We start from the raw sequence: 528 nt of genomic DNA on the forward strand, positions 1-528 counted from the left end.
GTCTTACCTCAAGAGGTGGATTACGTTGCTCGCAGCGCTGTCACACAAGCGCGTAAGCGGCTGGGCTCTGACGTTGTTCAGGATGTGTTTAAGCGAAGTGCCAAGACCTGGCATGAGAGAGCAGAGCATCCTCATTGGTGTGGACTCAACCTCTACGGTGTCGATGGTGTCGTGTGGCGAACACCTGATAGTGAGCAAAACAATCAGGCCTTTGCCAAAACCGCCAACGCTGCTGGTGATGCTGCCTATCCTCAAATTCGTATGGTTTGCATGATGGAATTAAGCAGCCACTTGGTATTGAACAGTGCCTTTGATTCTGTTGCTGTCAGTGAAATGAATTTAGCCGCCGAACTGATATCCAGCATACCCAATAATAGCCTGACTCTGTTTGACAGAGGCTTCTATTCGTTGGGGCTTTTGCACGCTTGGCAACAGGCTCAACCTAACAGTCACTGGTTGCTGCCGTTGAAGAAAGGCACACAATATGAAGTGGTACGGTCTTTAGGAAAACACGACCAACTGGTGCAG

The 528-nt window shown here is 49.6% G+C and carries 1 protein-coding gene; it reads left to right on the forward strand.

Annotated features, from left to right (window positions below; translation table 11 throughout):
- Positions 1-528 (forward strand): IS4 family transposase (locus KU855_RS18800; RefSeq protein ID WP_218532836.1); only part of this gene is annotated, 528 nt, incomplete at both ends.

The organism is Shewanella sp. NIFS-20-20 (genome assembly GCF_019209865.1).
In the GTDB taxonomy this organism is placed as follows: domain Bacteria; phylum Pseudomonadota; class Gammaproteobacteria; order Enterobacterales; family Shewanellaceae; genus Shewanella.